Annotated in this window: 9 protein-coding genes and 1 pseudogene; 5 read left to right on the top strand and 5 right to left on the bottom strand. The window is 36.9% G+C overall.

Annotation, left to right across the window (positions count from 1 at the left end; genetic code table 11):
- From hrpA to grpE, 4 genes are all read right to left on the bottom strand, one after another.
- Positions 1–2,696 (bottom strand): ATP-dependent RNA helicase HrpA (gene hrpA, locus Q1J40_RS04410; protein ID WP_301098832.1); only part of this gene is annotated, 2,696 nt, incomplete at its 3' end.
- A complete protein-coding gene (locus Q1J40_RS04405; RefSeq protein WP_301098831.1) occupies positions 2,697–3,149 on the bottom strand; it encodes a DUF441 domain-containing protein in 453 nt (150 codons plus the stop codon).
- Positions 3,150–3,217: 68 nt separating this feature from the next.
- Positions 3,218–3,508, bottom strand: coding sequence for a CCDC90 family protein (locus tag Q1J40_RS04400; protein WP_301098830.1), 291 nt, complete (start codon positions 3,506–3,508; stop codon positions 3,218–3,220).
- Positions 3,509–3,607: 99 nt separating this feature from the next.
- Positions 3,608–4,204, bottom strand: a complete 597-nt coding sequence (gene grpE, locus Q1J40_RS04395; protein WP_301098829.1) for a nucleotide exchange factor GrpE — start codon at positions 4,202–4,204, stop codon at positions 3,608–3,610.
- A gap of 192 nt (positions 4,205–4,396) precedes the next feature.
- Here grpE and aspS point away from each other — a divergent pair, with 192 nt between their 5' ends.
- The 5 genes from aspS to ruvC all read left to right on the top strand — a co-directional run bounded on the left by aspS (position 4,397) and on the right by ruvC (position 8,801).
- Entirely contained in the window at positions 4,397–6,166 is a 1,770-nt protein-coding gene (gene aspS, locus Q1J40_RS04390; RefSeq protein ID WP_301098828.1) for an aspartate--tRNA ligase, read from the top strand.
- Between the two features lie 89 nt (positions 6,167–6,255).
- On the top strand, positions 6,256–6,690 hold the full coding sequence (gene nudB / locus Q1J40_RS04385) for a dihydroneopterin triphosphate diphosphatase (protein ID WP_301098827.1): 435 nt from the start codon (positions 6,256–6,258) through the stop codon (positions 6,688–6,690).
- Positions 6,691–6,778: 88 nt separating this feature from the next.
- Positions 6,779–7,519 carry a YebC/PmpR family DNA-binding transcriptional regulator gene (locus Q1J40_RS04380; RefSeq protein WP_301098826.1) on the top strand — a complete coding sequence of 247 codons (741 nt, stop codon included), beginning with the start codon at positions 6,779–6,781 and terminating at the stop codon, positions 7,517–7,519.
- Between the two features lie 30 nt (positions 7,520–7,549).
- On the top strand, positions 7,550–8,092 hold the full coding sequence (locus Q1J40_RS04375) for an ACP-like domain-containing protein (protein WP_301098825.1): 543 nt from the start codon (positions 7,550–7,552) through the stop codon (positions 8,090–8,092).
- 133 nt (positions 8,093–8,225) lie between these two features.
- Complete coding sequence (gene ruvC / locus Q1J40_RS04370; protein ID WP_301098824.1) at positions 8,226–8,801, top strand: crossover junction endodeoxyribonuclease RuvC; 576 nt, start codon at positions 8,226–8,228, stop codon at positions 8,799–8,801.
- Between the two features lie 117 nt (positions 8,802–8,918).
- Here ruvC and Q1J40_RS04365 read toward each other — a convergent pair.
- A pseudogene (locus Q1J40_RS04365) lies at positions 8,919–9,041 on the bottom strand (Rid family hydrolase); the annotation flags it as partial.
- Positions 9,042–9,136: the final 95 nt, after the last annotated feature.

Below are 9,136 nucleotides of genomic sequence, written 5' to 3'. Positions count from 1 at the left end.
TCAAAACCATCTGGTTCAACTTGGTTCAGCAATGGCAATGGGATATAAACTGTTACCCCATCAGCTTGTGAGCCAATATCAAATTGATAGCCTAATTTTAATTTGAGATCACCTTGATACCAGAAATTCGGGAAATCTAATTCACTAATTTTATTGGCATTCTCGTTAATTAAGAAGGATTTTTCAAAATTCAGTAAATCAGGATCTTTCTTGCTAGCAACCTTCCACCAACTGTCAAAATGTTTGGAAGACACAACATCTGTGCCTACTCGTTGATCGTAAAAATCAAATAGTACTTGTTCATCAACTAAAATATCACGACGACGGGATTTGTGTTCTAGGCTTTCAACCTCTTTGATCAAGCGGTTATTTTCTTTGAAAAATTTGTAATTATTATGCCATTCGCCTTCGACTAATGCGGAACGAATAAAAATTTCTCGGCTGACAAGCGGGTCGATCTTGCCATAATTTTGCAAACGATTTGCGACAATTGGTACACCATAAAGGGAGACTTTTTCATACGCCATTACCGCCCCTTTGGACTTCGCCCAGTGAGGTTCGCTGTAACTATTTTTTACTAAATGTTGAGCAAGCGGTTCTACCCATTCAGGCTCAATTTTAGCGGAGATTCGCCCCCATAATTTTGATGTTTCGACCAATTCTGCCGTCATAATCCATTTTGGTTGCTTTTTGAAAAGCACAGAGGCAGGGAAAATTGAAAAATGAGCATTTCTTGCCCCTAAGTAAGTTTGTTTTTCGCTATCTTTTAAGCCGATATGGGAGAGTAAACCAGTGAGTAGGGCAGTATGAATTTGCTGATAGCTCGCTTCATCTGTATTGATACGGAGCCCCATTTCTCGTACGGAAAGGCGAAGTTGATGATAAATATCTTGCCATTCACGTACGCGTAAATAGTTGAGATAATCCTTTTGACATAAGCGACGGAATTGGTTTTTACTCAAGGCTTTTTGTTGCTCTTGAATAAAATGCCATAAATTCACAAAGGCTAGGAAATCCGATTCTTTATCAGCAAAACGGCGGTGTTTATCATCAGCAGATTGTTGTTTTTCCTGTGGACGTTCTCTCGGATCTTGAATAGAAAGTCCTGATACAATCATCATTACTTCGTGTAAGCTACCATTTTGGCTGGCAGCAATCACCATTCTTGCAAGACGAGGATCGATGGGTAATTGTGCTAATTGGCGGCCAATTTGTGTAAGTTCTCGAACTTCGCCTCGTTTGGTTGAGCGAGTTTTAAAAGCTTGTAATTCTTCAAGTAATTTTATCCCGTCTTGAATATTTCGATGATCGGGTGCATCAACAAAAGGGAAAGCTCCAATATCGCTCAAGCCTAACGCTGTCATTTGTAGAATAACCGAGGCTAAATTGGTGCGAAGAATTTCTGGATCGGTAAATTCAGGGCGATTATTAAAATCTTCCTCAGAATAAAGACGAATACAGATCCCTTCTGATGTCCGTCCGCAACGACCTTTACGTTGATTAGCTGATGCTTGAGAAATCGGCTCAATCGGTAAGCGTTGTACTTTAGTACGATAGCTATAACGAGAAATACGAGCCGTTCCCGTATCAATCACATATTTGATATTTGGAATGGTGAGGGACGTTTCGGCTACGTTGGTGGCTAATACAATGCGATTTAATCCACTTGGATTAAAAATTCGTTGCTGTTCGCTACTGGATAATCGAGCATAAAGAGGCAAAATTTCCGTATGGTGAAGTTCCTGCTTTTGCAATGCTTCGGCAGTATCACGGATTTCCCGTTCACCATTCATAAAAATCAGAATATCACCACGGCCTTCTGCTTGCAGTTCATCAACAGCATTGAGGATCCCTTGTAACTGGTCTTGATCTTCTTCCTCAATAATAGGGCGATAACGGACTTCAACAGGGAAGGTTCTGCCCGATACTTCAATAATAGGTGCATTATCAAAATGTTTAGAAAAACGCTCTACATCAATGGTTGCTGAGGTGATGATAACTTTAAGATCAGGACGTTTTGGTAAAATTTGTTTTAAATAACCAAGGATAAAATCATTGTTTAAGCTACGCTCGTGGGCTTCATCAATAATCAGTGTATCGTATTGATTGAGGTAACGATCCGTTTGAATCTCGGCAAGTAATATCCCATCTGTCATCAATTTGATTAAGCTATTATCGCTCACTTGATCGTTAAAGCGAACTTTATAACCGACGACTGAACCTAATTCTGATTTAAGTTCTTCAGCAATACGAGTGGCAACAGAACGTGCTGCAATTCGGCGAGGTTGGGTGTGTCCAATTAGCCCTTTTACGCCTCGACCTAGTTCTAAACACATTTTCGGTAATTGGGTGGTTTTTCCCGAACCTGTTTCCCCAGCAATAACGACGACTTGGTTTTCTTCAATTAATTTTAAAATTTCTTGGCGGCGAGCAGATACGGGGAGGTCAGGGTAGTCGATAGCAAGATTTTGTTCTTTACGAGCAAAATAACGAGCTTTACAAGCGGTCAGATCCTTTTCGATTTCTGCAATAACAGCTTGTTGAGCTTGTTCATTTTTTATCGTGGCAATCCCTCGAATACGACTGGCTAAATGGCGACTATCAGCAATAGTGGTTTCTTTTAATTGTGCCATTAACGCTTTTTGTTGAGGGGTAAGCGGTCGGTTATGAGATTTTTTTTGCTTATTTTGATTCATTTATACTTTCCCTATTACCAACGATAAAATCCCAGCTGCAATCAGTGGGCCAACAGGTATTCCACCCAAAAAGGCAACACCAATAATTGTGCCGATTAATAACCCTGTTACTAAAATTGGTTGGTTTCCCATTAAACTTACTCCTCGCCCACCAAGCCAAGCAACTGCAATGCCAGTTATTATGGCAAGAATCATTTTAAAATTAACAAATTGAGCAAGTTCGGGTAACGAAATTCTGCCATAAACGAGGGGACTAAGTACGCCAACAGTTAAGATAATAATCCCTATTTTCATACCGTATTTATCCATTGTTGGAAGATATTGGGATAAAAAGGTTTGTTGCATAATCAGTAATATTGCAGCAGAAATGGTAACAGAACTATTTTGGCTTAATACGCCTAATATGATAAGAACAATGAGTAATAAAGCGATTGCATTAAATTGTAAAGACATAGTGATTTAAATAATAAAATCCCTTATTTGTTGGGCAAATAAGGGAAAAGATAAGATTGTATGAATCGTTAATTGATAAACTTCATTAGCCCCATTAGCACACCAACTCCCGCAAGAATGAATCCTGCCATCTTGTACATTGAGGCAGTCAAGCGGACTTCCAGTTGCGACATATCATTTTTTATTTCCGATTTAAGTTCTTTTAAATCAGCTTTTGTCGCAAGCTGACTTTGACTTTGCTCTAAAGCTTCATCAAGGGCATCAGCAAATGCCTCTGCCATCTCTGGAGATTGCTTAGCTTCTTGTAATTTTTTTACAAAACGCAGTTTATCAAATCGAATATTCACAGTATGTTCCATTTATTTTCCTCTAATGAGTGATAAGTGCGTTAAACATAACTACTCAGACAATAATTGAGGAAATCAGGTTAAACTTTTACGATCAAGATCGCAGAATAATTAACTTGCAACCATCACCATTGCAGGACGAATTACACGTCCATGTAGTGTATAACCTTTTTGCATTACAACACTGATATGGTTAGGTTCAATACCTTCTGCTGGTTGCATTGAAATAGCTTGATGCAATTCAGGATCGAATGCATCACCTACAGCACCTACAGATTCAATACCAAAGTTCGCTAAAGTTGAAACTAAGCTTTTATGGGTTAATTCTACACCTTCTGCCAGAGCTTTTACGCTTTCATCAGCGTCTTCTAATGCTTGTAAACCTCTTTCAAGGTTGTCAACCACATTTAATAATTCTTTTGAGAATTTTTCCAATGCAAATTTGTGTGCTTTCTCAACATCTTGCTCTGTACGACGGCGGATATTCTCAATTTCTGCTCTTGCTCTAAGCTGAATTTCTTGCTCTCTCTTATCTGCATTAGCAATGTATTCTTCGAGTTCTTGAACACGAGCAATCGCATTTTCTAACGGATCATTTTGTGGTTGTTGTTCTTCTTCAACCGTTTCTGGAACTACTGTTTCTTGTTCTTGTGCTTCAGTTACAATTTCTTCTTGCTCAACTTGTTCTTTCTCAGTTTGGTTTGTCATTCATTCATCCTCTAAATATAACAACAATTGAATATTGCAAAATTTTGCAATTAAGTGACTGTTCTAATATAACGTTAAATTATCGGAATTCAAGGTATTGTAGATTATTTTTGTACGGAATCTGTTTTCTCGCCTTATATTTCGCTATAATCGCCACAATTTTTAGCAAAATTCACAAAAGGATGATTTTATATGATGCGTTCTCATTATTGCGGTAGTTTAAATCGCACACATGTTGGTGAACAAGTAACGCTTAGCGGCTGGGTTCATCGCATTCGTAACTTAGGCCGTTTTATTTTTATGCAAGTGCGTGATCGTGAAGGGATTGTACAAGTATTCTTTGATGAAAAAGATGAAGCTATTTTTAAAATTGCATCAAGCTTACGTAATGAAGCTTGTATTCAAATTAAAGGCGAGGTAGTTGCACGTGATGAATCTCAAATTAATAAAGAGATGGCAACAGGGGAAATTGAAGTATTAGTTAAAGATATTTTAGTTTACAATAATTCAGATGTATTACCTCTTGACTTTAACCAAAACAATACTGAAGAACAACGTTTAAAATATCGTTATTTAGATTTACGTCGTCCTGAAATGGCAGAACGTTTAAAAACACGTGCGAAGATCACAAGTTTTGTACGTCGCTATATGGATGATAATGGTTTCCTTGATATTGAAACCCCAATGCTAACCAAAGCAACACCAGAAGGTGCGAGAGATTACCTTGTACCAAGCCGTGTGCATAAAGGTAAATTCTACGCATTGCCACAATCACCACAGCTTTTCAAACAGTTGTTAATGATGTCTGGTTTTGATCGTTATTATCAAATCGTAAAATGTTTCCGTGATGAGGATTTACGTGCAGATCGTCAGCCAGAATTTACCCAAATCGATGTGGAGACCACATTTATGACAGCACCTGAAGTGCGTGCAATTATGGAAAAGATGATTAGAGGCTTATGGTTAGATCGTTTAAATGTTGATTTGGGTGAATTTCCACAAATGACTTTTGCGGAAGCTATGCGTCGTTTTGGTTCAGATAAACCAGATTTACGTAACCCACTTGAATTAGTTGATGTAGCTGATTTAGTTAAAGATGTGGATTTTAAAGTATTCAGTGGTCCAGCAAACGATCCTGAAGGTCGTGTAGTAGCAATTCGTGTGCCTAATGGTGCAGAAATTACTCGTAAAAAAATTGATGAATATACACAATTCGTAGGTATCTACGGTGCTAAAGGTTTAGCGTGGGCTAAAGTAAATGATGTAACTGCTGGTTTAGAAGGTCTACAAAGCCCTGTTGCTAAATTCTTAAATGATGATGTAGTAAAAGCATTACTTGAAAGAACACAAGCACAAAATGGCGACATCATTTTCTTCGGTGCAGATAAAGAAAATGTTGCAACGGATGCAATGGGTGCATTACGCTTAAAAGTTGGGCGTGATTTAGGTTTAACTGACTTAGATGCTTGGAAACCACTTTGGGTCGTTGATTTCCCAATGTTTGAAAAAGATGATGAAGGTAACTGGTCTGCAATGCACCATCCATTTACTGCACCAAAAGACTTAACACCTGAAGAGTTAGTGGCCAATCCAAAAGATGCGGTAGCTAACGCTTATGATATGGTGATTAATGGTTACGAAGTTGGCGGTGGTTCTGTACGTATATTCGATCCAAAAATGCAACAAACTGTATTTGATATCTTAGGTATCAATGAACAAGAACAAAGAGAAAAATTTGGATTCTTACTTGATGCGTTGAAATTTGGTACTCCACCTCACGCAGGTTTAGCATTTGGATTGGATCGTTTAACAATGTTGATTACAGGCACAGAAAATATCCGTGATGTAATTGCATTCCCTAAAACAACGGCAGCAGCTTGTTTAATGACAGATGCACCAAGTTTAGGTAATCCAAAAGCATTAGCTGAGCTTGCAATTCAAACAACAGTGCAACCTGAATAATTCAGTTAAAGTCCCTATTACTATGTAATATTGATAATAATGGGGACATTCTATTTTATAAGCGGTCAGATTAATCTCATATTTTGCAAATGAAATATAAAAATCCTTATTCTGTACTTGTGGTGATTTATGCTAAAGATACTCATCGAGTACTGATGTTACAGCGGGATGATGATTCCGAGTTTTGGCAATCAGTGACAGGCACGATAGAAACTGGAGAGCAACCTTATCAAACAGCACTTAGGGAAGTAAAAGAAGAAATTGGTGTAGATATTGTTGAGCAAGGTTTAATATTAAAAGATTGTGAATATTCATTAAAATTTGAGATTTTTCCACAATTCCGTTATAAATATGCACCTGAAACGATATACTGCACTGAGTATTGGTTTTTATTAGAATTACCAAATGAGATTGTTCCACAACTAACGGAACACTTAGATTACCAGTGGGTATCGGCTGTTGAAGCTATTCAATTGACTAAATCGTCTAATAATGCAAAAGCGATTCAGCAATATTTAATATGAAAACTTACATTAGAAAACGTAACTTTATGTTGTTAGACATAATTTTACTGAATACATTTGAACTTTGATTTAATATAGGGAACTAACGATGGCTGGTCATAGTAAGTGGGCTAATATTAAGCACCGTAAGGCAGCACAGGATGCACAACGCGGTAAAATTTTTACAAAATTAATTCGTGAGCTTGTTACAGCTGCAAAATTAGGTGGTGGAGATGTTAATTCTAATCCTCGTTTACGTACAGCAGTAGATAAAGCATTAGCGAGTAATATGACACGTGATACCATTAATCGTGCGATTGATCGTGGTGTTGGTGGCGGTGATGACACTAACATGGAAACCAAAGTTTACGAAGGTTATGGTCCAGGTGGTACAGCGGTGATGGTTGAATGCTTGAGTGATAATGCTAACCGTACAATCTCTCAAGTGAGACCAAGCTTTACTAAGTGTGGTGGTAATTTAGGCACTGAAGGTTCTGTTGGATATTTATTCAGCAAAAAAGGTCTAATTCTTATCACTGCAGCTGATGAAGATAGTCTAATGGAAGCTGCTATTGAGGCTGGAGCTGATGATGTACAGCCTCAAGATGATGGTAGTTTTGAAATTTATACTGCTTGGGAAGAACTTGGCAGTGTGCGTGATGGTATTGAAGCTGCTGGATTTAAAATTGAATCAGCAGATGTTGCAATGATTCCATCAACCACAGTTGATTTAGATGCAGAAACTGCGCCTAAATTACTTAAACTGATCGATATGCTAGAAGATTGTGATGATGTACAAAACGTTTATCATAATGGTGAGATCAGCGATGAAGTAGCTGCTTTATTGTAGTAGCTATTCTTAATTTTACGGAGAAAAAATATGAAATTAGTTAAATTTTTACCAGCGGTTACAGCAGCTTTAGTTCTAGCAGCTTGTTCAGATGTAGGAAATATGGCTACAAAAACTGGAAATATGGTAAAAAGTGGAGTAGATGGTGCAACTTCTGCTGTATCTGATGCTGCATCAGCAACAGGTAATGCAGTAAAAAGCGGTGCTAAGTCTGTTTCTAATACAGTTACAGAAGCAAAAGACATGATTACTACCAGAAATAAATCTGTTGTATATAGTTGTCAAAATAATACGACTGTAACTGCAACTTATGCATTCCAAGATAATTTACCTAAAGGTGCAAAATTATTATTAAATAAAAATACTTTATTAACAGATTTTACTTTAGATGAAAATGATAGTAAAAAAACTGATACAACCACATTTGTATCAGGGAAGTATGTTTGGAGTGTAGAAGCAGGTTTAACACAACAAAATATTGGTAAAACTGAAGCCATTATGTTGTATAAAACAGGTAATAAAGCAGATGAAATTCTTGCTAAAAATTGCTCTATTGCTCGATTCGACAAATAATTTAATAAATTATCCCTAGTTAACTAGTACTATTAATATAGTAGTTAATTAATAGGATTAATTAATAAGCGGATAGATCTGCAAAATATTTTGCAAATCTATCCGTTTTGATATTTTGATAAAAGGAACTCTGATGGCAATTATTTTAGGCATTGATCCTGGTTCAAGAGTAACAGGTTACGGTGTAATTAAGCAAATGGGCAAGCAATTAGAGTATTTAGGTAGTGGAGCAATCCGTACATCTGTAGATGATCTTCCTACACGCTTAAAGAGAATTTATGCGGGCGTAACAGAAATTATTACCCAATTTCATCCAGATATGTTTGCTATTGAACAAGTCTTTATGGCGAAAAATCCTGATTCTGCATTAAAACTGGGGCAGGCTCGTGGGACAGCGATTGTAGCTGCGGTAAATCAAGATTTACCAGTATTTGAATATGCTGCTAGATTAGTCAAACAAACAGTTGTCGGTATTGGATCGGCAGATAAAATACAAGTGCAAGATATGGTTATGCGTATTTTAAAACTTTCAGCTAAACCCCAAGCTGATGCTGCAGATGCTTTGGCTATTGCCATCACTCATGCTCATTCTATTCAACATTCTTTAATTGTTGCACATAATAGTGAACAACAAGTCGGATCAGACAAGCAGAAAATATTAGCTTTGATGAAAACTCGTTATAGTCGAGGACGGTTTAGATTAAAATAAAATAGTTATTTGTTAACTTTATTCTATCTATTATTTTATAACTTTTCTCTATTAAATAGGTAAGACTAACTATTTATCTAGAGTTAGATTCGCAATTATATTGAGCCTACCTTGAGTCATTAAAATGCGATCTTTACTCGTATTTGCTTCTACTAGGAGCTTATCTATTTCATCTAACACCTGCTTTGTCTGACCATACATATCTTGTGTATCATCTTCTGGAACTTGTCCTGCTAGATATAATAACTGCTAATATAGTAACAAATCCAGAAGAACTAATAATAAGTAAAGAAGAGTTAAAAAACATAGAAAACAAAATAAATAGTTTGTTAAGT

The sequence above is a fragment of the Otariodibacter sp. genome, assembly GCF_029256985.1.
Lineage (GTDB): Bacteria > Pseudomonadota > Gammaproteobacteria > Enterobacterales > Pasteurellaceae > Otariodibacter.
Note: the sequence above shows the minus strand (reverse complement) of the source record. Positions and strands in the feature narration are given on the sequence as shown.

Bases quoted from the DNA above. Each gene is read 5' to 3' on its own strand.
- aspS (WP_301098828.1), top strand. From the start codon at position 4,397: ATGATGCGTTCTCATTATTGCGGTAGTTTAAATCGCACACATGTTGGT.
- grpE (WP_301098829.1), bottom strand. From the start codon at position 4,204: ATGACAAACCAAACTGAGAAAGAACAAGTTGAGCAAGAAGAAATTGTA.
- Q1J40_RS04405 (WP_301098831.1), bottom strand. From the start codon at position 3,149: ATGTCTTTACAATTTAATGCAATCGCTTTATTACTCATTGTTCTTATC.
- Q1J40_RS04400 (WP_301098830.1), bottom strand. From the start codon at position 3,508: ATGGAACATACTGTGAATATTCGATTTGATAAACTGCGTTTTGTAAAA.
- ruvC (WP_301098824.1), top strand. From the start codon at position 8,226: ATGGCAATTATTTTAGGCATTGATCCTGGTTCAAGAGTAACAGGTTAC.
- nudB (WP_301098827.1), top strand. From the start codon at position 6,256: ATGAAATATAAAAATCCTTATTCTGTACTTGTGGTGATTTATGCTAAA.
- Q1J40_RS04375 (WP_301098825.1), top strand. From the start codon at position 7,550: ATGAAATTAGTTAAATTTTTACCAGCGGTTACAGCAGCTTTAGTTCTA.
- Q1J40_RS04380 (WP_301098826.1), top strand. From the start codon at position 6,779: ATGGCTGGTCATAGTAAGTGGGCTAATATTAAGCACCGTAAGGCAGCA.